The sequence below is a fragment of the Pantoea sp. DY-17 genome (assembly GCF_019795975.1).
GTDB lineage: Bacteria > Pseudomonadota > Gammaproteobacteria > Enterobacterales > Enterobacteriaceae > Pantoea > Pantoea leporis.
Window position 1 is genome coordinate 525703 of record NZ_JAIMIG010000002.1, and the last position, 22956, is coordinate 548658.

A 22956-nucleotide genomic window follows, 5' to 3' on the forward strand; every position below is an offset into this window, starting at 1 on the left:
ACTAAGAAAAAGAGATTCTTTGTGTTCATCACGGTGATCAATCATCGTCAAAAGCCTAATCACTGTTTACAGGTTCGGCTTCACCATGAGTAAAGGGACATCCGCCTATCTCAGTGCGCAACAGCGTGACGTGGTGCATCAACTGGCGCGCAGCTGGCTGTGGCGTAGCGAATTGCCAACGTGGCTATTGATGGTGGCGGTGTACGGCGGTTGGTTCGCCAGCGTTGTCTATTGGCGAACGTTGGGGTTAACGCTGAGCACGCTGCTGCTGGTCCTGTTTACCACCTGGTATATGTCGCTGCAGCACGAGTTGATTCACGGCCACCCGACGCGTTTTCCCCGTCTCAACCAGCTGTTCGGCACGCTGCCGCTGGCGGTGTGGTATCCGTATGGCTTATACCGCGACTCGCATCTGGCGCATCACCGCAACCACACGCTGACCGATCCCGATGAAGATCCGGAAACCTACTACCTTTCGCCGGCGCGCTGGGCGCAACTCAAGCCGTGGCAGCAGCAGGTGATTCATCTACGCAACACCTTTCCCGGACGTTTGCTGATAGGCCCGCTGCTGGATATGGCCGCCACCCTCAAAAAACTGGTGCATGCATTTATTGATCGCGATAAACCGGCGATGGCGATGTGGATTATTCATCTCACCTTACTGAGCGGGCTGTTTTACTGGATGACGCTGCACGGCTTCTCGCCGCTGTGGTTGGTGCTGACGGTGAGTTATCCGGCGCTGATGCTGACCAAAGTACGATCCTTCTACGAGCATCGTGCCGACGAGGAGCCGCTGGCGCGCTCGGTCAATAACGAAGCCGCGTTGCCATGGCGTTTGCTGTTCCTCAATCTCAACTATCATTCTGTACATCACGATCTACCCGGTTTGCCGTGGTACGGATTACGCAAAGTCTATTTGCTGTATCGCGATGGTTATCACCAGCGTAACCACGGTTTTCGCGTCGCCGGTTATGGCGAATGGATAACCCGCTTCTGGCGCAAATCGGTCGAGGTTAATGCCCATCCGGGTACGCAAAAGGATGCACAGGATGCCCACTCTTTCGTTACCGATGTACGACATCAATCATCAGGCGACTCTCGGCCTGACCTCAGCGCTAACGACGCTGCTGCAACAACGCGGCGTGCCAGCTGAAGTTAGCTGGCCGCAGGATTTACTGCCGCACTGGCGCGATGACCGGCTGCTGCTGAGCCAAACCTGTGGTTATCCGTTGGTGGAGCTGCTGCCCGATGTGCAGCTGGTTGGCACCTTCCTCTCCAGCGCCCAGGGCTGCGACGGCCAGCGTTATCGCAGCTGGCTGGTAGCGCGCAGCGCAGATGAGAACCTGACGCTAAGCGACTTTCGCGGACGGCGCGCGGTGTGCAACAGCAACGATTCCCACTCCGGTTTCAACTCGCTGCGCTACGTGATTGCGCCGCTAGCGCAGGACGGGAAATTCTTCAGCGCAACCCGCTTCAGCGGCAGCCATCGTCAGTCGCTGGCGGCGTTGCGCGCGGGCGAGGCGGATATCGCGGCGATTGATTGCATCACCTGGGCGCTGCTGCGCCGCAATTTCCCGCAGGAGCTGGCGGGGCTGGAGATCATCGGCGAAACACCGCTGTGCGCCGCGCTGCCGCTTATTACGTCAGCCAAAACCGATGCAGCAACCCTTGAGAAATTGCGCAGTGCGTTGAGCGAACTGACCAGCGATAAGCGTTATCAGGATCTGTTAGCGGAGAGTTTGATTAGTGGATTCAGCGTGAGCGATCGGGCGTTTTATGACGAAGTGCGGGAGTGGAAAGATCGCGCCGCCGCGCTGGGCGTGACGGCGTTGTGATGTTCAACATTGCGCAATAAATTGCGCCGCTACGGAATGTGCGGTGATTGATTACCGTACACATAAAGCGCACATATTCGTAGCGGCGCGATTCATCGCGTTCATTTGACCTTTAAGCCACTTCGACCCTGTGCCGCTGCGCCGCAAACTGATTCTCGGGTTCGGGCAAGCCGAGATTTTCACGCAGCGTCTCGCCTTCATACTCTTTGCGATAAATACCCCGCGCCTGCAACAGCGGAATGACCTGCGCCACAAAATCATCAAACGCCGTTGGCGTACCGCCACGCACGATAAAACCGTCGGTTGCGCCCTGCAGGAACCAGTTTGCCAGCCCTTCGGCAACCTGCTCCGCCGTACCCAGGAAACTCGGACGCGGCGTCGCTTCTTCCAGCGCCGCCTGGCGCAGCGTTAAGCCACGTTCGCGCGCGTTCTGTTTGATCTTGTCGGTGGTGCTGCGGAAGCTGTTGCTGCCCAACTCGCCAATGTCCGGGAAAGCTTCATCCAGCGCATACTGGCTGAAATCGTGATGCTCGAAGTAGCGGCCAAGATACTCCAGCGCTTTATCGATGGTCACCAGCTCGGCGGTTTGCTGATAGCGGCGCTCGGCATCCTGTTCCGTTTCGCCAATAATCACGCTGATGCCCTGGAACACACGGATATCATCGGCATCGCGCCCGCGTGCCACCAGCCGGCGACGGACGTCTTCACGGAACTCGCGCGCCTGCTCCAGCGTTTCCTGGCGGGTATAAATGGCATCGGCGGCTTCGGCGGCAAAAGCTTTGCCCGCTTCCGAAGCGCCTGCCTGGAACACAATCGGACGGCCCTGCGGCGAGCGACCCACGTTGAGCGGTCCCTGCACCGAGAAGTAGTGTCCTTTATGATTCAGCGTATGCAGCTTCTCGGCGGCGAAGAATTCTCCGCTCTGTTTGTCGCGCACAAAGGCATCGCCTTCCCACGAATCCCACAGTCCTTTCACCACCTGCAAATACTCGCTGGCAACGCGGTAACGCTCGTCGTGTTCTGGATGGATGCTGCGCGAGAAGTTTTTCGCCGAACCTTCCAGCGGCGACGTCACCACGTTCCAGCCGACGCGACCGCCGCTCAGATGATCGAGGCTGGCGAACTGGCGTGCCACGGTAAACGGCTCGCTGTAGGAGGTGGAAAGCGTAGCGACCAGACCGATTTTCTGGGTCACCAGCGACAGCGCCGACAGCAAGGTGATCGGCTCAAAACGGTTGAGGAAGTGCGGAATCGACTGCGGCGTGATGTACAAGCCATCGGCGACAAACAGGAAATCGATCTTCGCCTGCTCAGCTTTGCGCGCCAGATCCAGCACGTAATCGATGTTAATGCTGGCATCCGCCACCGCATCGGGATGACGCCATGCCGACATGTTGCCGGATACACCCTGAATAATCGCGCCCAGCCGCAGCTGGCGTTGTGTCTGACTCATTCTGCTCTCCTTAGTATGCGTTCGCGGGCTGCCAGTCAGGAATGACCGGCAGCGCCTGTAACAGTTTTTGCGTCCACGGATGCTGCGGCGCGGCGAACACCTGCTGCAGCGCCCCGCTCTCCACCACTTGCCCGTTCTGCATCACCAGCACGCGATCCGCCAGATGCTGGATCACGCCGAGATCGTGAGAGATAAACAGCAGCGCGGTGCCGTGTTCGGCCTGCATATCGGCCAGCAGATCCAGCACCTGCGCCTGCACCGAAACATCGAGCGCGCTGACCGGCTCATCGGCCACCAGCAGCGCCGGATTCGGTGCAAAAGCGCGCGCAATCGCCACGCGCTGGCGCTGGCCGCCGGACAGCTGCTGCGGATAACGCTGCAGGAAGCGATCGCCGAGCTGCACTTCATCCAGCAGTTGACGCACGCGCTGACGCCGCGCATCGCCGTAAATTCCGGCACTATCGAGGCTTTCGCCGATAATTTTCTCCACCGTGTAGCGCGGGTCGAATGAGCTGAACGGATCCTGCGCGATCAGCTGCAAGCGCGCACGCCGGGCGCGGCGCGCTTTCTCCGGCAGACGATCCCAGCGCTCACCTTCCAGCAGGAGGGTGCCGCTGTCCGGTTCGGTTAAGCCCATCACCACTTTCACCAGCGAGGTTTTGCCGGAGCCGGATTCGCCGACCACGCCAAGCGTCTCTCCGGCGTGCAGCGTGAAGTTGATGTCGTTGAGCACCAGGCGATCGCCATAGGCTTTATGCAGGCCGATGCCTTCCAGCAACGGTGCGCTGCTGCATGTCGGGCGCGGCGGCAGCGGCGTCGGTTCAGCCGCGCTCAGGCGCAGACCGCGCGTGGCGGGCGTTGGCACCGCGCGCAGCAGGCGCTGCGTCCAGGCGTGTTGCGGACGATGGAGCAGCGGGCCGCTGTTGCCCTGCTCCACCACTTCGCCATCGCGCATCACCAGCACGCGATCCGCCAGTTCCGCCACCACCGCCAAATCGTGGCTGATCAGCAGCAGGCCGTGGCCGTCGCGGCGGCGCTGCGCCAGCAGTTGTAGAATCTGGCGCTGCACCGTCATATCCAGCGCGGTGGTCGGTTCATCGGCGATCAACAAGGTTGGCGTACCGGCCAGCGCGGTAGCAATTAACGCACGCTGGCGCTGGCCGCCCGAGAGCTGATGCGGATAGCGTTCGAGGCGGCTTTCGGCATCGTGAATGCCCGCCGCCTTCAGCAGTGCGAGGCTTTTGTCCTGCAAATTGTTGCGATGACCGGCGGCGCTTAGGGCATCACTCAGCTGCTGACCAATGCGGCGCAGCGGATCGAGCGACACCAACGCGTCCTGCAACACATAGCCAATGCGGCGACCGCGCAGCGCGCGCCAGTCGCTGCGGCTGGCGTGGCGCATATCGCGGCCGTCAATGGTGAAACGGTCGGCGGTTAATACTGCGCCCTCCGGCAGCAGGCCAAGCAGGCTGCGCGCGGTCAGGGTTTTGCCGGAACCGGATTCCCCGACCAGCGCCACGGATTCGCCCGCCGCGACCTGCAGGTTGAGGTTTTTCACCACCTGCTGCGGCCCGAAACGAATCGAGAGATTCTGGATATCAATAAACGGCTGGCTCATGCGGATCGTCCTTCAAAACGTGCCTGCCAGTAACGACCCAGCGTATTCACCGCAATCACCGTCAGCGTGATAAACACGCCCGGCCACACGGCGATCCACCATGCGTTACGCAGATAATTGCGTCCTTCCGCCAGCATCAGGCCCCATTCGGCGGTCGGTGGCTGCGGCCCCATGCCGAGGAAACTCAGTCCGGCGGTACCGATAATCGCGGTGCCGAGCCCCAGCGTGGCCAGCGCCGGCACCTGCGCAATGGCGTGCGGCAAAATGTGGCGCGTGATCAGCGTGAAGCGTGACAGGCCAAAGGTGCGCGCCTGTTCAACATACCCGGAGGTCATCACGCTGTAGGTTTGTGCCCGCACCACGCGGGCAAAACGCGGCACCGATGCGACGCCGAGCGCGATAATCAGGTTGTTAGTGCCGGGCCCGGTAAAGGCGATCAGCATCAGCGCTAGCAGCAGATCGGGAAAGGCGGAAATCACATCCACCGCGCGGCTCAACAGCTCATCAACCACGCCACGCGCCAGCGCCGCCACCAATCCCAGCAAGGTGCCAAACACCACCGCCAGTGCCATCGCCGCCACGCTGATCAGCAGCGAATAGCGGCTGCCGTAGATCACGCGCGTCAGCAGATCGCGTCCCAGCTGGTCGGTGCCTAACCAATGTTGCGCCGACGGCGGCAGCTGCGCGTTAACTGGATCGGCCAGCAGCGGATCGCTGTGCGCCAGCCACTGCGGCGCGATCACCGCGATAGACAATACAATGATAAACAGAATCGCTGCCCACACCGCGGCGGGCAGCGCAACCGGAAGACGTTGCAGTGCGGCAATCATGATTTGCTCTCCCCGCGCAGACGCGGATCAATCCACAGCGACAGGATGTCAACCAGGGTGCTCATCACCACGTAGATCAGCGCCGAGAGAATGGCTACAGCCAGCACCACCGGCAGATCCTGCGCCAGCACGGCATCGACGGTCAGTTTGCCAAGACCGGGACGACCAAATACCTGTTCAGTAATCACCGCGCCGCTCAGCAATCCGCCCACCAGCCAGCCGGTTAACGTGACGGCAGGCAGCGCCGCATGACGCAGCGCGTGGCGCAGACGAATGGTGGTTTCCCCTACGCCCCACGCGCGCAGCGTGAGGGTGAATGGCGCATCCAGCGCGCGCTCCAGCTCGCGGCGCAGCAGCTGAGCGATCACCGCGCCCTGCGCCAGACCGAGCGCCAGCGCCGGTAGCACCAGCGACGACAGCGAGCGATCGCCCGCCACCGGGAACCAGCGCAGCGTGAAGCTGAAAATAAACAGCAGCACGATGCCCATCCAGAAAGAGGGCGTGGAGGCCAGCAGCAGCTCGACACCGTTAGCCACGCGGCGACCAATGCGACGATGCGCGGTGCCGACGGCAATCACCACCGCAAAAATAATGCTGACCAGCAGCGCCGCCAGCGTCAGTTTGATGGTGGGCCACAGCTGCGTGGCCAACAGATGGCTGACTTCGGTATTCAGCATGTAAGAACGACCAAAATCGCCGTGCAGCACGCGCCACATATAGTGCAGATATTGCCACCACAGCGGTTCGTTCAGGCCCCATTCGGCGCGGATCGCCGCCTCAATGGCCGGCGTGCGCAGCTGCTCACCGATCAGCAGGCTGACGATATCGCCCGGCGCCAGATGCACGCCGAGAAAGGCCAGCGAAACCGCCGCCCATAGCACCAATACGCCGCCCAGCAGGCGGCTGACGATGCGGCGCGTCAGGTCGCTGCGCCACACCGATGGCCGACGCGCGCGTGGCGTGCGGGTGACAATGCTTTCCAGACTCATCTTCGCCTCCTGATTAGTGGTCGCTGAGCCAGATGTCGTACGCGTTCTCCGGCATCTGTTTAAAACTGCGGAAACCGGCACCGTGCACGTAGCTGGCGGTGGCGATCTGGTCTTCTGGTTCATACAGCGGGATCGCCAGCGCCTGCTGTCGCAGCGCGTATTGCTGCAGCTGGCTGTAGAATTTACGGCGCTGATTAATATCCAGCGTCGCTGCCGCCTGATCGAGCCAGCCGTTGATTTGCGGGCTGTTGACGCGGCTGTAGTTAATCGGCCCGCCAGCTTTTACTGGGCGATAGTGGTTTTCGATATCGATGCCGTCGGTTTCGGTATTCGAGTTAGCAATCGAGCCGAAGTGGCCGGTGTTGCGCACGTCGGTGTAGGTGCCAGAATCGACATAGCGCAGTTTGATCTCCACGCCGAGACGCTGGCGCGCCTGCGCCTGAATCGCCTGCAGCAGCACATCGCGTTGATCGCGCACCGTTGCCTGCGCCTGAATCACTTCAATGCTCAGGCGCTGGCCGTCTTTGGTGCGGAAACCGTCGCTGTCGCGCGTTTGCCAGCCCGCTTCATCCAGCAGCTGGTTGGCGACAGCGGGATTGTTACCATACTGACCTTCGAGATCGTTGTTGTAGAGCGGATCGACCGGCGAAGTAATCCCCCACGCGCGGGTGCGTTCGCCGCGATACACCGACTTCAGCAGCGGATCGATATCCAGCCCTTGTAGTAATGCCTGACGCACTTTCACATCCTGCGTCGGGCCGTATTCCACATTAAGGAACAGTGAATATGGCGTGCCGGTATTCAGCGCGTGCTGATAAGTGAAGTCGGGATTGTCTTTGAATTCACTGGCGTCATTACCGGAAATCCCTTCAATCGCGTCCAGCTGCCCGGACAGCAGCGCGCCGGTACGCACCGAGGATTCCGGCAGGAAGCGATAGGTCACGCGTTCCAGATAGGCCGGGCCTTGATGCTTAGCGGTGGCGGGCGCCCAGTTGTAGTGCGGGTTGCGTACGAATGTCACCTGCTGGCCTTTTTCGTAGCTCTCGATAATAAACGGCCCGGTGCCCGCAATCTCTTTGCCACCGGCTTTCAGCTGCGGCGAGTTCCAGCTGGCCGGTGCCAGAATCTGCAATTTGGCGGCGAACGACAGGAACGGCGAATAGCCCTGCTTCAGCGTGATGGTGACGGTGTGATCGTCTGGCGTCGCCACGCTGGCAATTCTCGCGCCCAATGCGCAGATGCTGCTGCCGGCGCAATACTTTGCATCCTGCACATGGCGGAAATTCTCGGCCACCGCGTTAGCATCCAGCTTCTCGCCGTTGGAAAAGGTGACGTCGCGGCGCAGGCTAAAGCGATACACTTTGCCGTCCGGACTGACCTCATAACTTTCTGCCAGCCACGGTACAAAGCTGCCGTCGGTTCGACGCGCCAGCAGCGATTCCCACACGTTGCGCAGCGTCACTTCCGCTTTGGATTGCCCATTTAGCTGCGGGTTAAACGGCACGGGTTCAGTTTCGACGCCGAAGGTTAAGCTGCCGCCGCTGCGCGGTTGCTCAGCGGCTAAAAGAGATGCGCTTCCCAGCAGGCAGGTCACACCCAGCGCGAGAGTGATTGAATTCGCTTTCATAAGATCCTTGGTGGTTGCAGGTGCTTTTTTAGTTATTCAGGCGATTTTGGCGATGGGTTGATCGGCTGGCGGGTTGAATTCCTTTTTCAGAAACACCAGCGCTTCGCCTAATGGATTGGTGCGGTGATGGAACGGTTGATAACCGCGACGCAGATAGAGCTCGCTCAGCCATGGATGCTTGATGGCGGTGGCGAGATAGACGCCCGGCGCTTTCAGCGTCTCTTTCAGCAGGGTTTCTTCGGCGTAGGTGATGATGTCGCGGCCGTAGCCCTGCCCTTTGTAATCAGGGTCGACGGCGAACCAGTGGATAAACGGCAGCGACGAAGGCGCATGTTCATCCTGCTTCCACGGAAAACGCACCGTGACGGTCGCCACCGCGCGTTTCCATTTGCGTAGCACCAGCACGGTTTCCTGCTCGATGACGCGGCGCACCTGCTCGACGTTGCCCTGTGAAATGGTGAAATGCACATCCAGCGCCACCAGCGCAGCATAGGCGCGTTGCAATAGCGCAAATATTTCTTCCGCATCGTCGGGCTTGGCAACTTCAATTAGCTGACTCATGGTGACCATTTCCTTATTCAATCCTGCCGAAAGTATTAAAATCCGGCGGATTAAAGTAAACCGAGAATAACGGCAATCGATTTGTTGAATATGGGAAATGGTATTTTATTGCGATGCAATAATGCCCACGGAAATAAAACCCTCGTAGGGTCGCCATTAATGGCGTAATGCTTGTCAGTTAAGCAAGCATTTTGCTTTGAACAGGTAGCGGGCTCTGACACATCTGCTGCGTCACGGGCCGTCCTCGCGCCGCTTACGCGGTACCTTCGGCTTCAACGTTGTGCCAAACGGACCGTTCGCGGATCGGCCGTCCTGGCCGGCCCCGAACTGCCTCACGCATCCCTGCGTGAGGCTCCTGGCCCAACGTAAAAGCCTCAGCGCTGCGGATAGCCCTTTTGCCGCAGCAGACGCGCCAGCGCCTTTAGCAAATGTGCCCTTTTCAAAAACACGCACAGAAGTTTAAGCAGGCCGGGGCCACTTTTGGGCAGGCAATCCGCAGCGCTGAACGCAGCGAGGAAGCCAGGAGAGCCCGCAGGACGCGGGCGAAAGGCGGAGCCGGAACGGGCGATATTACGGTTTAGTTACCCACACATCGTAAACGCTTTCTGGCATCTGCTTATAGCTGCGGAAACCGTAGCCATGCACGTAGCTGGCGGTGGCTAACTGATCTTCCGGTTCGTAGAGCGGCACTGCCAATGCCAGTTGCGGTAATGCGACCTGCTGCAGTTGGCTGTAGAAATCGCGGCGTTTCTTAAGATCCAGCGTGCTGGCGGCTTTATCCAGCAAGCCATTGATCTTCTCATCGTTGACGCGGCTATAGTTAATTGCGCCGCCCTGAGCGATCGGACGATAGTGGTTTTCGATATCCACGCCATCGGTTGGCGTGTTGGAGTTGGCGATGGTGCCAAACTTGCCGCTTTTACGCACATCGGCATAAGTACCAGAATCAACGTAGTTCAGCTTGAGATCCACGCCAAGACGCTGACGCGCCTGCGCCTGAATCGCCTGCAGCAGCACATCGCGCTGGTCGCGCACCGTTGCCTGTGCCTGAATCAGCTCAATGCGCAGACGCTGACCATCTTTGGTGCGGAAGCCTTCGCCATCGCGGTTTTTCCATCCTGCTTCATCCAGCAGGGTATTGGCCGCATCCGGATTGTTGCCGTATTTGCCCTCTAGCTCTTTGTTGTAAAGCGGATCGATGGGCGACGTGATGCCCCACGCGCGGGTGCGTTCGCCGCGATACACCGACTTCAGCAGCGGATCGATATCCAGCCCTTGTAGTAATGCCTGACGCACTTTCACATCCTGCGTCGGGCCATATTCCACGTTGAGGAACAGAGAATATGGCGTACCAGTGTTCAGCGCATGCTGATAGGTAAAGTCGGGATTGTCTTTGAACTCACCGGCATCGTTACCGGAAATGCCTTCAATAGCATCAACCTGACCAGACAGCAGCGCGCCAGTGCGCACCGAAGATTCCGGCAGGAAGCGATAGGTTACGCGATCGAGATACGCTGGTCCCTGATGCTGCGCGGTGGCTGGCGCCCAGTTGTATTTCGGGTTTTTAACGTAGGTCACCTGCTGGCCTTTCTCATAGCTTTCGAGAATAAACGGCCCGGTGCCCGCCAGATCTTTGCCGCCCGATTTCAGCTGTGGAGATTTCCAGCTGGCCGGCGCCAGAATCTGCAAGCCCGCAGCGAAGGACAGAAACGGTGAGTAGACCTCTTTCAGGGTGATCACCACCGTGTGATCGTCCGGCGTTTCAATCTTCTCAATATGCGAACCCATCAGGCACAAACTGGTGCCGGCGCAGTATTGCGCGACCTGAGTTTGACGGAAGTTATCTGCCACCGCGTTGGCATCAAACTTCTCGCCGTTAGAGAAGGTGACGTCCTGACGCAGATTAAAGCGGATCACTTTACCATCCTGGCTGGCTTCATAACTCTGCGCCAGCCACGGCACAAAGCTGCCATCCGGGCGGCGCGCCAGCAGTGATTCCCAGAAGTTACGCAGCGTGATTTCCGCTTTGTCCTGACCGTTAAGCTGCGGGTTAAAAGTGGTCGGCTCGGTTTCAACACCGACCGTCAGGCTGCCGCCGCTTACCGGTTGGTCGGCGGCTACCGCGTTAATCGTGCTTCCCAGGAGGCTAAAACCTAATGCCAAAGCTATTGAAGTTAATTTCATAGTGTCCTTGGTAATTGCAGGTAAATATTATGTAAGGCCTTAATCTGGCCTGTATTAATTCCCGCTGAATTATTAAAACCCGGACAAATAAATGTAAAACGACAATAGTGGCAATCGATTTGTTGGATTTGGCAATTCACCAGTCAGCGAAAAAGCAGATTATCGTGACAGGCTCGCCGGTAGCTGAGGCACGCCAGTTAAACCGCGCAACCCGTACTCGACCATCGCCATATAGACCGCAAAATAATCCAGCGCCATCTGCATAAAGGAGAGATGCAAAATGAGCGTATTACTGGTTTTATTCAGCGTCAGCAACCCGGCTGCTTCAGCGTCCTGCAGGCAGCGTTTAATGTGCGAGCGCGAAACACCACATTTCACTGACGCTTTCAGGTAGTTGTACTCAATAACAGTGGTTTTTTGTTGCAGACTCTCGATGTACAGATCCATCAACAGCATGTGCCCGGCATCCCTGAAAATGAAGGCTTTACTCTCTGGCACCATATCGAACAAGTAAACATGCTTGAGCGTGATTTCAGCGTATTTTTTGAAGTATTCCGCATGAAAGTTTTCCATTTTCAGGCAAGCCGAAACATCGAAATCGTCGTACAACATACCGTAAGGAATCATCATGGTATTAATTAAAGCCCGCGTTTCATCCAGCGCTTTGCGGGTCACCGTGTAGGTTAATTTTCGTTTATCCTGCGCGTCCTTTTTAACTTCCATACGCCCACCTACCCGAATAAAGAGCAGAAAGGAATCAATAGTGTTGTCGCTAATCAGACCGGTTTTTTTACAAAAGTCTTTAACATCACGCAGCGTTGGGTTTGCTGAAGTGAAGGCGTACGCCATGATGGCCGAGCCAATAATAAAGCGATTAGCTTTAAAAATGACTTTAAAATAGAGCGGCTTAGTCAGATACAGTCTGAACAACAGTTTGTAATGCTTCTGCATAACTAACGAGATGTTGTCATTTGACTTAATCTCGGCTGCGCGTTGGTGAATTAATGCTGTGAGTTGCTGTTTGCTTTTCATATTGCTGTGTGGTGTGCCTGGTTATCAATTATAAAATTTTTAGAAAATCACTCTCATGCTCCTGGATTTATTTAAATCCTGTTGAGAGGCGGTTGATGATGCTTTATGGAGGTATTATTTCTGAGGTTAATATTTTAAGATTAACATGGGTCTTTTTGCCCTTCTGGGCACGATCTTACCATCAATGGACTATTTTATGTAAAGCTTGATTTATTCTGAGCTGACATGCCCGTTTCTAATGCCTGAAAATTGATCTTTATTTTTACAATTATTTCATTAAGTTAGGTCGCGATATTTCCTCAAGTATTCCCTTTGTAGCACGGCTTAAAAAAATTAACCACAAAAATGGACAGTGACTTAACAAAGCCCATATGAGAACTTTCTTAACGCACGGTTATTCCACTTGGTTAAGTGAGACCGGTTTATAGCTAAGCCGATTCATACAGGGAATATCCGACAGATTTTTGATGGAATTTATAAGGATTTATCATGGACGACTCACCGCATAAGACACTGCGTCACGGCCTTTCAATGGCTATTTTAAGCCATAATACTCTGGTGAAAAAAATCTCTTACCCACTGATTCTCATGGGTTTTATTTCCATGCCAGCGGCATGGGCGAATATGAGTGTCTATCCGATGGAAGTCACCCTAAATAATCAGGGTGCGGCACAGGTGCAGACATTATCGCAAAGCGGTGAAGCGCAGTTTATTCGCGTCAGCATCAAGCGAATTGAGCGCCCTGCAACACCGTTTGAAAAAGAAATATTGGTTGAAGATGCCGTTTCGCCATCGCTTATCGCCACTCCGGATAAATTCGCGCTGGCTTCCGGTTCACAACGCATTATTCGGCTGATTTCATTACAACCGCCAGAAAAAGAGACTGCCTGGCGCGTTTACTTCGAGGCCGTGGCTGCCCCGGATGAATTGAAAGATAAATCGCCGCAGAATAATAACATCAGCAACCAGGTCGGCATCAATTTAGTCTGGGGCGTGCTGGTACATATTCCGCCGCGTAATGCCAGATTATCGCTCACGCAATCAGCATCAGGCGAAGTCAAAAACGCTGGCACGGTTCGCGTAGTGATTCGTGAGGTCGCGGTTTGCTCAAAACAACATAGCAGCAGCAGCTGTCAGTGGAAAAAAGAACACGCCACGGTTTATCCGGATGAGACATTGCGTTTTAAAGCCTGGAGTTCGGCAGAATTAGCCGCTGCCCAGGAAGTCAGAATAAAACATGTTGATCTCAATACGCGGAATATCGCCGAGTACGTTATCGGACACTGATCAACACGTATTAAAGGAATAACAACCTGTTTGTTATAAAGCAGTTCATTACCCATGAGACGGTCATTTACGGCCAGTACAAGGATTTTCACGGAGCTACAAATGCAAAAATTAATCAAACCACTAGTCATCGCTGCTGCGTTAACGGCTGTATTTAATGCACAGGCGGTGCAGAAAGATATTACGGTGAATGCGAATGTTGATTCGACGGTGGATATGACGCAGGCGGACGGAACCGCATTACCCGGCACCATTAATATGCAATATATTCCGGGCCGTGGTTTATCTACCTATTCTCTGGACACCAAAATCTGGTCGAACTCGCAAACTGCCAATATCAACGTTGCGCTGGTGAGTGCCGCTCAGCTTAACAATACCGTTACCGGTACAGCGGTACCTTTGACCGTCACGCTGGGTGCGGATTTAAAACCGATCACCACCACGAACACGGCCCTGACTTACGCCTCGCTGTTCCCGGCGGGCACCGCAAACGGTTCGTCAGTATTGCCACTGAAAATTTCGCAGACCACGCCGGGCGTGCTGGCAACCGGCACCTATTCCGGCGTTGTGAGCCTGTTAATTACGCAGGCTACCACGCAGAGCTAATTTGTCGGCATTGACTGATCAATTATTTCGGGGGGCCGCTCGGCCCCCTTATTATTCTTTTTCAGCAGGATGCTGTAATGAAGGTCAATATTCACGTCGCTTTAATAGCCTCTTTCATTACCCTGATCCCTTCTCTCGCTCCTCGTGCTGCCACGCAGGTTCCGCCTGGTTTCGAATCGCTGGTCACCGGCCAGACGCTGTGGGTCAACCTTTCTGTTTACGGGCAATCGCTCGGCTTGTTTGAAGCTTCTGTTTCGCTGGATAGCGTCAGGTTCTTGAAACCGCATCAGGTTGCGCGGGCGGTGATGCAGCATTATCAAAAGGATCCGCAGCAGGAAAAGCGCTTAGACCATCTGATCAGTGAACCTTTGGCACGCAACGGTAATAAGGCATGCAGCAGCAACGGCGGCGCAGCGGGCTGTGACTATCTGGAAACCGACTCCCTCGCGCTGATCTACGACGAAAATAATGCCAAAGTGGCGCTGTTTCTCGGCCCGGAATTTGTGCCGCTTGCGGCTGACAACTCATCGCCCTATTACCAGCAAACTGCCGAAACGGAAGCGGCGTTTATTCATCAGCAGAATATTAACTTCGTCACCAACCGCGATGACCAGACGTTATCGCTGCAGGGGGCGGGCGCGCTAGGATTCACTGAAAACAGCTATGCCGGAATTGACTGGGACTATCTGGCGCAAAAATACCGTCAGCAAAGTCATCAGGAAGTGCGTTTTAACAACGTGTTTCTGCGCCGCGATCTCGGCAAACGCTATTACGTGCAGGCCGGACGCATGGATTCGCGCGATATCTTCAGCAACGCCGGCGGCAACATTACCTTAAGCCAGCTGCCGCTCAGCACTATCGAAGGGGCGCGCGTGGGTTCGACGCTCGCCTGGATGAACCGCGCACAGGCGGCGCAAGGCACGCCGGTCACTGTCTTTATTACCCGCCCGTCGCGTATTGATGCTTATCGCGGGCAGCAACTGCTTGGCACCTTTTACCTGAATGCCGGCACGCAGAATCTTGATACCAGCGCCTTTCCCAATGGTAGCTACAGCGTGACGCTACGTATCTATGAAGATAATCAGTTGTCGCGTACCCAACAGGTTCCTTTTAGCCGCACCGGTAATGCCACCAGCCAGAACATTGAATGGTTTGTGCAAGGCGGCTCCATTCCCGATCGCGAAATGCAGGGCAACGGCGCAGCGTCGCAACCTGGTGCCGATCGCCGCGTGATGCAGGCGGGCATCAAAGTGCCTGTGATGCAAGACGCTGCGCTGACCGGCGGTGTCGCCGTGACCAACCGCAACCGCTTTATCGAAAGCGCACTCGACTGGAGCCACGGATTTGATAATCCGCTGCTCGACGGCATCCTCACCACCCGCTTTAGCTACCTGAAAGGCAGCGAAGGTTCGCGCGGCAATATCCAGCAGGTCGCTTATAACGACGGATTTTCCCTCAGTTTCTACCGCAGCGCCCTGTATGCGCAGGATTGCTATAGCAACAACGGTGGGCAGTACGGTTTCAGCGGGTGTTACCAGAGCAGCAGCCTGATGTTCAGCGTGCCGGTAAAAAGCTGGTATCTGAATGCCGGTTATAGCGCCAGCAAGAACGAGGGCCGCAATGTGCTTCCGGTGCAGTGGGATGATAACGGCGTCGTGCCGCAGTGGGCGCGCCGCAACATCTACAGTAAAACGCAGACTACCACCTGGCAGGCTGGCCTGGGGCGTGGCTTCAGCGTCAACGGACTCAATATTAATACCAGCGCCAATCTCTTTACCCGCACCAGCAGCAGCGGAACTCAGCGCGACAACGGTGGCTTCCTCTCCGTCTCACTCTCGCGCGTCAGCACGCCAACCATCGATTCACGTTCGAGCTACAGTTCGCTCGGCATGACCTACCAAACCGATCGCAACAACAAGGATCAGGTTGGCTATAACGTGGCGCAAAACTGGTATTTCGATGCGCAGAATCAGCAGGAGATCGGCGTGAACCTCAACGGTAATCAGGAAAATACTCTGAATGCTTCCGTTTACGGCAAAACTGCGGGCGAATACGGCAGCGGCAGCCTGGCATTCAGCTCTGCGTCGTCCGGTTCATCCGCTCAGCGCTTCAGCAGCAGCGGCAGCTACAACTCCTCATTGGCGGTAGCGCGTTCCGGCCTCTATTGGGGCAAATGGGGCAACGGCCTGCCCGGGGCGGCGGTGGGCGTACATGTGGCAAGCAGCGATGAAAGCCGCGACACGCGGGTGGATGTCTCCGTTGATGGCGCGGGCAGCGCCAGCCTGCACGGCACCGGCCGCACGTTATTTAGCGTACCGGCTTACACCCAGAGCGCGATCAGCATCAACGATTCCATCGAATCCACCGACGGCATGCGCAGTGAAATCACCCAAGGTGCCGGACGACGCACGCTGTTTATCGCGCCGGGCCGCATGCTGGTGAACAAAGTGAATATTGTTTCGCGCTACACCTGGCTTGGCAGGCTGATGATCAATCAACAGCGTCCCCTGGAAGGTGCCACGCCGCTGAATGTCGCCAGCTGGTCCGGTTTAGGCCAGGGCGGATTCAGCGCTGAGACCGATCACCGCATAAAAAATCTGTACATGGTGCGCGGCATGCAGATGTACCGCTGTGAAATGAAGGTGAAAAGCACCCATGACGTAGTGCGTTATGTCGGCGACAGCGACTGCAAACCCATCGAGCTGGCTTCAGTGCCGCAGGATGTGCAGCAACGGGCAAAAATGCTGATTGTCACCCGCCAGGCGGATGAGGTTCCGCTGGCACGCACCGCGCCTTCTTCGCAGCAACAACAATAGGGATTTTGGATGAAAAGTAGATTTCTTAGCGCGCTGACGCTGTTGGCCCTCATCGCGGGCATGCAGGTGCAGGCCGCCATGCTCACGCCTTCAGGGCGCAATACCAGCGTTGCCGTAACCTTTGACCGCATGTCAGTACCGGCGCAATTGCCGATCTGGACCAATGAAAATGGCGGTTACGATACCAATGACGCACCAAAATGGGGCCGCAATACGCTGGTTTGCCAGTCGCGCACCAGCAATCAATATGGTGCCTGCCTGACATTACCTGTCTGGCTGGAAGCGTCGCCGTCACCCTATCCCGTGCCGCTGTTGTTTACCGAAAGCAGCACCAAACAGACGCTGGTACTGAATGTCTATCTCACCAAAAGACGCTCGCTGAATAATGTGGTGGTGGCGACCAATCTGGTGCCGATGAATGCCTTTGGCGGGGCCGTCACGCCACGTGGCGATGGCACCGATTATTCGGCCTATCTTCCCTCTTCCGAGCTGAGTAAATTCCCATCGGCGGGCACCTGGAGCGCGACGCTGAAAATGTCGCTGATGCAGTGGCCAGTGACGTCCTGCACCGGAAATTCGCAAAACGTAAACGTGGGTTGTACCAACGTGACGAAAATGGGTGACTGGATCGCCAACATGACCTTTAAGGTGACAGATTACGGCAACCAGCAGATCTATCTGCCGGAGTTCGGCAATGCAGCCGCCACTGTGGATCTCGGTTTAAAAACCTTCCCCGGCGCGCGCGCCACTACCACCGTTAGCGGCAGCCGTTCGCTGGATATGTGCCTGTACGACGGCAATAATTCTGACAGCAACCGGGTTAGCCTATTGTTTCAGGACGAAGGTGCAGCCGCGCCCGGCCGGGGAACGGGGTTGTTTTCGCTATATCGCACAGGCGCGGATAAAACTCTGGCGCAAAATCGCCTCGATTATGCGATTGAAGTAATCAACCCGCTGACCAAAGCGCGTCAGGTGGTTGAGAACGGCAGTGAGATTATCTGGAGTGGCACCAACAGAGGTGTGTTGCGACGGGTTGTGTTACCGGGACAGAGCAATTCAGTGCTGTGCGTTCCTGCGCCGATGCAGCTTGTTACACCCGCCTTCACGTTATCGTCAAAAACAGCGGGCCGTTATCAGGGGACGTTGAGAATTATTTATACCCCGACGACGCAATAATGGCGCGGGCGGTAATGTCATAAAAACTGTAATTACCGAGCGCACATACTGTAGCGGCGCAATTTATTGCGCGATAAATCGCGCCGCTACGGAATGTGCGGTGATTAGACGCAGCTATCAAATTATCGGTATTATGCATTAGATTTGTGATTTAAAAATTATTGGTGAAACGCTGATAGAGATGCAGGCTGTTTTTCAGATTGAGTTTTTTAACGATTTTATTCTGATGGCTATAGAGCGTTTTTTTATTTATCCCGGTTATTTTCGCCACATCTTCAATCGATTCGTAAGTGAATAAGCATCGCAGAAAGTTAAACTCCTTCCTGGTTAAATGATTATTTAATCCGGGAGCCGTCATTAGCTGGTCGCTCTTATGCTGGCACAGCATCATTGCCAACTTAGTACTAATGGTACCGGTTGAAGATTTTTTATCGATAAAACAATCGGCTGCGATGGCATGGCTGCTATAGTTAATCTTGTTTTTCACTGAATCTGAAAAGAAAATCAGCGTCGCGTTCAAGGTGATTTTTAGTCTGGTCAGATAATCTATCTGAGCCAGCGCCGCGCGGAAGTTTTCTGGCAGATCAAAAATAATGATTGGCGAAAGAGTGGCGGTTTTTTCCCTGTCACGCATCAGCGCCTTCATTTCTCGAAGCGTATTACAGCACGTGATATTTGAATGTTCCAGCAGCGCAATTAAGCCCTGCTGGTGATAGCAAGACTGATCCAGATAAATGACATCCATGATTAATTTCCGATAAATATCCCTGATTCTGCGAATACTATCGGCTTCCTGGCGGAAATTAACTGTCCATTTTTGGTGCTAAATGACTCACGCGATCGACAGGTCGATTTAAAAGTAGGCCGGGTACAAAGTGTTACCTCTGTGCCCGGTCTGATTTCACACTAAAGCTTAGGCGCGCGCGGCGATGATGCTCTCAGCCACGTTGCGGGGTGCTTCCGCATAGTGCGCAAACTCCATGCTGTAAGTGGCGCGGCCTTGCGACATCGATCGTAGCGTGGTGGCGTAGCCAAACATCTCGGACAGCGGCACTTCGGCGCGAATAATGCGTGCACCAAAGCGTTCATCCATGCCTTGCAGCGTACCGCGCCGCGCCGACAAATCGCCCATCACGCCACCGGCATACTCTTCCGGCGTTTCCACTTCCACCTGCATCAGCGGTTCGAGGATCACCGGATCGGCCAGTTTCGCGGCGGCTTTAAAGCCAAAGATCGCCGCCATACGGAATGCCATTTCCGATGAATCGACATCGTGGTACGAACCAAACGTCAGCGTGGCTTTGATGTCCACCACCGGATAACCAGCCAGCACGCCGCTGTTCAGCGCTTCACGAATCCCCTTCTCCACCGAAGGAATGAACTCGCGCGGTACCACGCCGCCTTTGGTGGCATCTTCAAAGGCAAATCCGGCCCCCGCCTGCTGCGGTTCCAGCGTCAGCACCACATGGCCGTACTGACCTTTACCGCCCGACTGGCGCACAAACTTACCTTCCACTTCACGCACCGTTTTACGAATGGTTTCGCGATAGGTAACCTGCGGCCGACCGATGTTGGCTTCCACGCCAAACTCGCGCTTCATGCGATCCACGATAATCTCCAGATGCAGCTCGCCCATGCCGGAAATAATCGTCTGGCCCGATTCCTCATCGGTGTGCAGACGGAACGACGGATCTTCGGCCGCCAGCCGCTGCAGCGCCAGGCCCATTTTCTCCTGATCGCTCTTGGTTTTCGGCTCAATCGACAGCGAAATCACCGGATCGGGAAACGCCATGCGCTCCAGCGTGATCACCGCATGAAGATCGCACAGCGTTTCGCCGGTGGTGACCTCTTTCAAACCCACGCAGGCGGCGATATCGCCGGCACGAATCTCTTCGATCTCAATACGGTCATTGGCCTGCATCTGTACGATGCGACCGATACGCTCTTTGCGCCCTTTCACCGCGTTCCACACGCTATCGCCTTTGCGCAGCACGCCGGAGTAGACGCGCACGAAAGTCAGCTGACCCACGTAGGGATCGCTCATCAGCTTGAACGCCAGCGCCGAGAACGGCTCGCTGTCATCCGCATGACGTTCATCGTGTTCGTCCTGCTCGTTGACGCCGCTCACCGCCGGTACGTCGAGCGGCGAAGGCATCAGTTCAATCACCGCGTCGAGCATGCGCTGCACGCCTTTGTTTTTGAACGCGCTGCCGCACAGCATCGGCTGGATTTCACCGAGCAAGGTGCGCTGACGCAATCCGGCAACCACCTCCTCTTCACTGAGATCGCCCTGCTCCAGATAGCGATCCATCAGTGCTTCGCTGGCTTCTGCCGCCGCTGCCACCATGTTCTCGCGCCACTCAGCAGCGAGTGCCTGCAACTCAGCAGGAATCGGCGCATAGCTGAAACTCATGCCCTGGCTGGCGTCGTCCCAGTAAATAGCGCGCATTTTGTTGAGATCGACCACGCCGCTGAAGTGCTCTTCCGCGCCGATGGGAATGACAATCGGCACCGGATTGGCGTGCAGGCGATCTTTCATCATCTGCACTACGCGGAAGAAGTCCGCGCCCTGACGGTCCATTTTATTGACGAAGGCGATGCGCGGCACATGATATTTGTTGGCCTGGCGCCACACGGTTTCAGACTGCGGCTGCACGCCGCCAACCGCGTCATACACCATCACCGCGCCATCGAGTACGCGCATTGAGCGCTCAACTTCAATGGTGAAATCGACGTGTCCGGGCGTATCGATGATGTTGATACGGTGCGGCGTAAAGCTGCCGTCCATGCCCGGCCAGAAGCAGCTCACCGCCGCCGAAGTAATGGTGATCCCACGCTCCTGCTCCTGCGCCATCCAGTCAGTGGTTGCCGCGCCATCGTGCACTTCACCTAACTTGTGGCTCATTCCAGTGTAAAACAGGATGCGCTCGGTGGTGGTGGTTTTACCGGCATCGATGTGCGCGGAGATGCCGATGTTGCGATAACGTTCGATGGGGAGGGTTCGGGGCATGATGCGTCCTTAGTCATTCGACTCGTTCTGCGGCGCGCACCATTGCCCGCCGCTGCGCAACAGCCTAAACCTATTGTACGAGTAAATACGAACAGTTTGAGCCTTTTTTAAACATCGTTAAAATCTTGTAGGTGATTCAGCATTTACGGGCTGGAAAGCCGTCGCCGGTCACTTTAAGGTAAGACTTTCACTCACAACGGGAAAATTGACCATGCGTATTCTGGTAGTGGGCGCTGGCGCCACTGGCGGCTATTTTGGTGCACGTCTGGCGCAAGCAGGACGTGATGTGACTTTTCTGGTGCGCGAGCGCCGTTTTCAACAGTTGCAGCAAACCGGTCTGGTGCTGAAAACGCCCGGCGGCAGCGAAGTGATTCAGCCGCAGCTGGCGCATGCCGATTCGCTTGATGGCCATTACGATCTGATTATCTTGACGGTGAAAAGCTTCGCGCTGGATCAGGCGATGAATGACATCGCGCCCGCCGTCGGTCCGGACACGCTGATCATGCCGATCCTCAACGGCATGCGGCATATCGATACGCTGCGCGCGCGTTTTGGCGACAAGGTGATTGGCGGCTTGTGCAAAATCAACGCCACGCTGGGAGAAAATGGCGAAGTGATGCAGATGACACCGCTGCATATTCTCTATTACGGCGCGCTGGACGGCCACAACGATGCGCGTTTGCAGCGCGTGGATGAAGCGCTGCGCGTGGCGCAGTTTGATACGGTGTTTGCCGACAACATCATCAGCGAGCTGTGGGAAAAATGGTTGCTGCTCAGCACGCTGGGTGCGGTGTGTTGTATCGCGCGTGGCAATACGCAACAGGTGCTGACGTCACAAGGTGGCGAAGCGCTGCTGCAAGGCGTTTTTGGCGAAGTGTTGGCGGTGCTGAGTGCGGAAGGTTATCAGCAGCGTCCGGCGGTGACGGCGAAGATTTATGAGACGCTGAACAATCCTCAAGCGGCGATGACCTCGTCGATGTACCGCGATTTAACCCAGGGCTTTGAGATTGAGGCCGATCAGGTGATTGGCGATCTGCTGGTGCGCGGCGCACGCAGCGGCGTAGTGACGCCGTTGCTGAACGCGGTGTATGTCAATTTGCAGGTGTATGTGCAGAACCTATAACGTTGGTCGCCATTCATGGCGACCGAAACATCACAACCGTGACTGCACGCCGGGCAACTGCTTCAGGCGTTGCCAACCGGCTTCCACCGCTTCTGGCACCTCGACGTGGCCGAGGAAACCTTTTCCGCGCGGCCCGTAACCGTTTTCATCGTCGCGCAGGCGCTGGATTTCACCCATCAGCAGCGACAGAAAACGCTCCATCGACCACAATCCTTGCGGCGGCGCACCGATGATGCGCAGCATGCCCGCGTCCATCATCACCTGCGGCACAAATACCGGCCAGCTGATAAATTCCGGTGCATCCGGACGATCGCGCCATTGATAGCGGAAGGTTTCCCAGGTGCGACGCTGCATCAGCGGATCCTGCACCAGCAGCACGCGCTGCGGCTGCCAGCTGTGCTCATCCAGCAGCTTTTGGCTGAAGGCCGCGTTTTCCCCGCAGTTGCGTGAGGCGGTTTCCAGCAGCAGCAAATCGTCCGGCAGCGCGGCAAATACGCGGGCGACATCGCCCAGCAACTCGGCTTCGCTTTTGCCTTTGCTGTCGATTTGGCGATACAGCGGATGTGCGGCGAGCATCTCCACCAGCAGCGAGGTTGAGTGACCGGTGCCGCCACTGATCAATAACGGCAGCTGATACTTTTTCGCCACGGCAATCACCGCTTCCACGTTCGGCAGTACCGCGTGACCAGCGAGAATGGCTAAATCGATGTCGAGCGTGCCATCTTGTGGCATCTGATCCAGCGCCAGCCAGGCCGCCAGGGTGTTGATATCCTGAATCTGATGATTATTGAGCTGCATCCGGTTCTCCT

18 protein-coding genes are annotated in these 22956 nt (G+C 56.3%); 7 read left to right on the top strand and 11 right to left on the bottom strand.

Annotated elements, in window-relative coordinates; all coding sequences use genetic code 11:
• Positions 1–85: 85 nt before the first annotated feature.
• Both K5Y33_RS12775 and K5Y33_RS12780 read left to right on the top strand, forming a co-directional pair.
• The gene (locus tag K5Y33_RS12775) at positions 86–1153 is read left to right on the top strand and encodes a fatty acid desaturase (RefSeq protein WP_222234154.1); all 1068 of its coding nucleotides are present in this window, start codon (positions 86–88) and stop codon (positions 1151–1153) included.
• The gene (locus tag K5Y33_RS12780; RefSeq protein WP_370634126.1) at positions 1050–1835 is read left to right on the top strand and encodes a phosphate/phosphite/phosphonate ABC transporter substrate-binding protein; all 786 of its coding nucleotides are present in this window, start codon (positions 1050–1052) and stop codon (positions 1833–1835) included. The genes K5Y33_RS12775 and K5Y33_RS12780 overlap by 104 nt, the downstream gene beginning before the upstream one ends.
• A 112-nt stretch (positions 1836–1947) precedes the next feature.
• On the opposite strand, the gene K5Y33_RS12785 is transcribed toward K5Y33_RS12780, so the two are convergent.
• From K5Y33_RS12785 to K5Y33_RS12820, 8 genes are all read right to left on the bottom strand, one after another.
• The gene (locus tag K5Y33_RS12785) at positions 1948–3288 is read right to left on the bottom strand and encodes an LLM class flavin-dependent oxidoreductase (RefSeq protein WP_222234156.1); all 1341 of its coding nucleotides are present in this window, start codon (positions 3286–3288) and stop codon (positions 1948–1950) included.
• Between the two features lie 10 nt (positions 3289–3298).
• Positions 3299–4906 (bottom strand): ABC transporter ATP-binding protein, encoded by a 1608-nt coding sequence (locus K5Y33_RS12790; protein ID WP_222234157.1) that lies wholly within the window; start codon positions 4904–4906, stop codon positions 3299–3301.
• Entirely contained in the window at positions 4903–5736 is an 834-nt protein-coding gene (locus tag K5Y33_RS12795; protein WP_222234158.1) for an ABC transporter permease, read from the bottom strand. Before K5Y33_RS12795 ends, K5Y33_RS12790 begins: the two co-directional genes overlap by 4 nt.
• Positions 5733–6725, bottom strand: a complete 993-nt coding sequence (locus K5Y33_RS12800; RefSeq protein ID WP_061717675.1) for an ABC transporter permease — start codon at positions 6723–6725, stop codon at positions 5733–5735. Before K5Y33_RS12800 ends, K5Y33_RS12795 begins: the two co-directional genes overlap by 4 nt.
• 13 nt (positions 6726–6738) lie before the next feature.
• The gene (locus tag K5Y33_RS12805) at positions 6739–8352 is read right to left on the bottom strand and encodes an ABC transporter substrate-binding protein (protein ID WP_222234159.1); all 1614 of its coding nucleotides are present in this window, start codon (positions 8350–8352) and stop codon (positions 6739–6741) included.
• Positions 8353–8388: 36 nt separating this feature from the next.
• Positions 8389–8913 (bottom strand): GNAT family N-acetyltransferase, encoded by a 525-nt coding sequence (locus K5Y33_RS12810; protein WP_222234160.1) that lies wholly within the window; start codon positions 8911–8913, stop codon positions 8389–8391.
• Between the two features lie 570 nt (positions 8914–9483).
• Positions 9484–11097, bottom strand: a complete 1614-nt coding sequence (locus tag K5Y33_RS12815) for an ABC transporter substrate-binding protein (RefSeq protein WP_222234161.1) — start codon at positions 11095–11097, stop codon at positions 9484–9486.
• 159 nt (positions 11098–11256) lie between these two features.
• The gene (locus K5Y33_RS12820) at positions 11257–12129 is read right to left on the bottom strand and encodes a hypothetical protein (protein WP_222234162.1); all 873 of its coding nucleotides are present in this window, start codon (positions 12127–12129) and stop codon (positions 11257–11259) included.
• 489 nt (positions 12130–12618) lie between these two features.
• Between K5Y33_RS12820 and K5Y33_RS12825 the strand changes: the two genes are divergently transcribed.
• From K5Y33_RS12825 to K5Y33_RS12840, 4 genes are all read left to right on the top strand, one after another.
• Positions 12619–13416: a fimbrial protein gene (locus tag K5Y33_RS12825; RefSeq protein ID WP_222234163.1), complete on the top strand. Its 798-nt coding sequence runs from the start codon at positions 12619–12621 to the stop codon at positions 13414–13416.
• A 102-nt stretch (positions 13417–13518) separates the two neighbouring features.
• Positions 13519–14022 carry a CS1 type fimbrial major subunit gene (locus K5Y33_RS12830; RefSeq protein ID WP_101761189.1) on the top strand — a complete coding sequence of 168 codons (504 nt, stop codon included), beginning with the start codon at positions 13519–13521 and terminating at the stop codon, positions 14020–14022.
• Positions 14023–14099: 77 nt separating this feature from the next.
• Positions 14100–16838, top strand: a complete 2739-nt coding sequence (locus K5Y33_RS12835; protein ID WP_222234164.1) for a TcfC E-set like domain-containing protein — start codon at positions 14100–14102, stop codon at positions 16836–16838.
• Between the two features lie 9 nt (positions 16839–16847).
• Positions 16848–18014 (top strand): CfaE/CblD family pilus tip adhesin, encoded by a 1167-nt coding sequence (locus K5Y33_RS12840; RefSeq protein WP_192414661.1) that lies wholly within the window; start codon positions 16848–16850, stop codon positions 18012–18014.
• A 151-nt stretch (positions 18015–18165) separates the two neighbouring features.
• On the opposite strand, the gene K5Y33_RS12845 is transcribed toward K5Y33_RS12840, so the two are convergent.
• Together K5Y33_RS12845 and fusA are read right to left on the bottom strand one after the other, a co-directional pair.
• Positions 18166–18759, bottom strand: coding sequence for a LuxR C-terminal-related transcriptional regulator (locus tag K5Y33_RS12845; protein ID WP_222184015.1), 594 nt, complete (start codon positions 18757–18759; stop codon positions 18166–18168).
• A 168-nt stretch (positions 18760–18927) separates the two neighbouring features.
• Complete coding sequence (gene fusA / locus K5Y33_RS12850) at positions 18928–21024, bottom strand: elongation factor G (RefSeq protein WP_222234165.1); 2097 nt, start codon at positions 21022–21024, stop codon at positions 18928–18930.
• 211 nt (positions 21025–21235) lie between these two features.
• Here fusA and K5Y33_RS12855 point away from each other — a divergent pair, with 211 nt between their 5' ends.
• Positions 21236–22147, top strand: a complete 912-nt coding sequence (locus tag K5Y33_RS12855) for a ketopantoate reductase family protein (protein ID WP_222234166.1) — start codon at positions 21236–21238, stop codon at positions 22145–22147.
• A 30-nt stretch (positions 22148–22177) separates the two neighbouring features.
• Here the strand turns inward: K5Y33_RS12855 and K5Y33_RS12860 are convergent, their stop codons facing one another.
• Complete coding sequence (locus K5Y33_RS12860) at positions 22178–22945, bottom strand: YdcF family protein (protein ID WP_222234167.1); 768 nt, start codon at positions 22943–22945, stop codon at positions 22178–22180.
• Between the last annotated feature and the right edge of the window lie 11 nt (positions 22946–22956).

What these genes read in the sequence shown, in the direction of transcription:
- K5Y33_RS12775 (WP_222234154.1), top strand. Translation starts at nt 86, where the DNA reads ATGAGTAAAGGGACATCCGCCTATCTCAGTGCGCAACAGCGTGACGTG.
- K5Y33_RS12780 (WP_370634126.1), top strand. Translation starts at nt 1,050, where the DNA reads ATGCCCACTCTTTCGTTACCGATGTACGACATCAATCATCAGGCGACT.
- K5Y33_RS12785 (WP_222234156.1), bottom strand. Translation starts at nt 3,288, where the DNA reads ATGAGTCAGACACAACGCCAGCTGCGGCTGGGCGCGATTATTCAGGGT.
- K5Y33_RS12790 (WP_222234157.1), bottom strand. Translation starts at nt 4,906, where the DNA reads ATGAGCCAGCCGTTTATTGATATCCAGAATCTCTCGATTCGTTTCGGG.
- K5Y33_RS12795 (WP_222234158.1), bottom strand. Translation starts at nt 5,736, where the DNA reads ATGATTGCCGCACTGCAACGTCTTCCGGTTGCGCTGCCCGCCGCGGTG.
- K5Y33_RS12800 (WP_061717675.1), bottom strand. Translation starts at nt 6,725, where the DNA reads ATGAGTCTGGAAAGCATTGTCACCCGCACGCCACGCGCGCGTCGGCCA.
- K5Y33_RS12805 (WP_222234159.1), bottom strand. Translation starts at nt 8,352, where the DNA reads ATGAAAGCGAATTCAATCACTCTCGCGCTGGGTGTGACCTGCCTGCTG.
- K5Y33_RS12810 (WP_222234160.1), bottom strand. Translation starts at nt 8,913, where the DNA reads ATGAGTCAGCTAATTGAAGTTGCCAAGCCCGACGATGCGGAAGAAATA.
- K5Y33_RS12815 (WP_222234161.1), bottom strand. Translation starts at nt 11,097, where the DNA reads ATGAAATTAACTTCAATAGCTTTGGCATTAGGTTTTAGCCTCCTGGGA.
- K5Y33_RS12820 (WP_222234162.1), bottom strand. Translation starts at nt 12,129, where the DNA reads ATGAAAAGCAAACAGCAACTCACAGCATTAATTCACCAACGCGCAGCC.
- K5Y33_RS12825 (WP_222234163.1), top strand. Translation starts at nt 12,619, where the DNA reads ATGGACGACTCACCGCATAAGACACTGCGTCACGGCCTTTCAATGGCT.
- K5Y33_RS12830 (WP_101761189.1), top strand. Translation starts at nt 13,519, where the DNA reads ATGCAAAAATTAATCAAACCACTAGTCATCGCTGCTGCGTTAACGGCT.
- K5Y33_RS12835 (WP_222234164.1), top strand. Translation starts at nt 14,100, where the DNA reads ATGAAGGTCAATATTCACGTCGCTTTAATAGCCTCTTTCATTACCCTG.
- K5Y33_RS12840 (WP_192414661.1), top strand. Translation starts at nt 16,848, where the DNA reads ATGAAAAGTAGATTTCTTAGCGCGCTGACGCTGTTGGCCCTCATCGCG.
- K5Y33_RS12845 (WP_222184015.1), bottom strand. Translation starts at nt 18,759, where the DNA reads ATGGATGTCATTTATCTGGATCAGTCTTGCTATCACCAGCAGGGCTTA.
- fusA (WP_222234165.1), bottom strand. Translation starts at nt 21,024, where the DNA reads ATGCCCCGAACCCTCCCCATCGAACGTTATCGCAACATCGGCATCTCC.
- K5Y33_RS12855 (WP_222234166.1), top strand. Translation starts at nt 21,236, where the DNA reads ATGCGTATTCTGGTAGTGGGCGCTGGCGCCACTGGCGGCTATTTTGGT.
- K5Y33_RS12860 (WP_222234167.1), bottom strand. Translation starts at nt 22,945, where the DNA reads ATGCAGCTCAATAATCATCAGATTCAGGATATCAACACCCTGGCGGCC.